The organism is Vibrio sp. 1401, assembly GCF_033340295.1.
Window position 1 is genome coordinate 1 of record NZ_JAWOWF010000188.1, and the last position, 925, is coordinate 925.

General features: G+C 43.7%; 1 protein-coding gene. It reads right to left on the minus strand.

Annotated features, from left to right (window positions below):
• Positions 1-599, minus strand: a 599-nt coding sequence (locus R7Z77_RS24455; protein WP_318136941.1) for a LuxR C-terminal-related transcriptional regulator, incomplete at its 3' end; no start/stop codon positions are given.
• Between the last annotated feature and the right edge of the window lie 326 nt (positions 600-925).

Here is a 925-nt window from a genome sequence, read left to right on the forward strand (position 1 = left end):
TTTTTCACCGAGAGCTTTTTGAAGATCTGATACAGGTGCGACTTGATCGTAAATTCGCTAACAAACAGTTCTTCTGCCATCTGGCTATTCGATGCCCCTGCTTGCAGACAACGCAGCACTTGCAGTTCGCGAATGGTGAGATCGACGGTTGCTGGCGCGGTGTGGGTATTTATCACATTTCGATAGTAGTGCAGCAGTTGGCTGGTTACGTTGCGTGGTAGCCAGTTTTGCCCGTTGACAATGCCTTTCAGTCCTTCGCCTACTTGTTCTAAAGAATCTTCGCTGTAAAACAAGCCTTTTAATTGACCGAAGGCGAGCAGTTCATCCGTAGTGAGGCGTTTTGGAACGTTGAACACGACCGTCTCAAAGTTCTTCCAAACCAATGGCAGGTTTTTAATCGATTGAACGAGTGATTTATGTTCACTGAAGTCAATGAGTAGAATTTTATTTCGATGTTCGGGTTTCGCTTCCATTAGGGCATCGGTTGAGATTACAGGAATGCTCATATCGATGTACTTTTCTAATGATGCGACTTTCTGCGCAGCATCGTCTTCCATACTAATCAGAAATAGCTTTCTTGCGTAAGCCGACTTTCTCACGTGTTCAAATCTCCCAAGGTTCAGTAGAGGCCGTAAGTTGGCATTAAAGTATGGGGAGAGCTATAGCTTTGGTGAATAAATGCGTTGAGATTCAAAGGTTCACGAATGAAGTCTGCAACGCGAATCAAAAATGCTACATATGAAAGTTGAACTGAGATTTTGGTTCTAGCGTAGGGCGTGATCGAACACAATGGCATTGGGCTTTAACCAAAACATCAAAGCGTGTATTCTATTGCGCTAAAATTAATATACAGATCCAGAGTGAAACGGAGCACATCATGGCCAGCCGTGGAATTAACAAAGTTATTTTGGTGGGGAATCTAGGT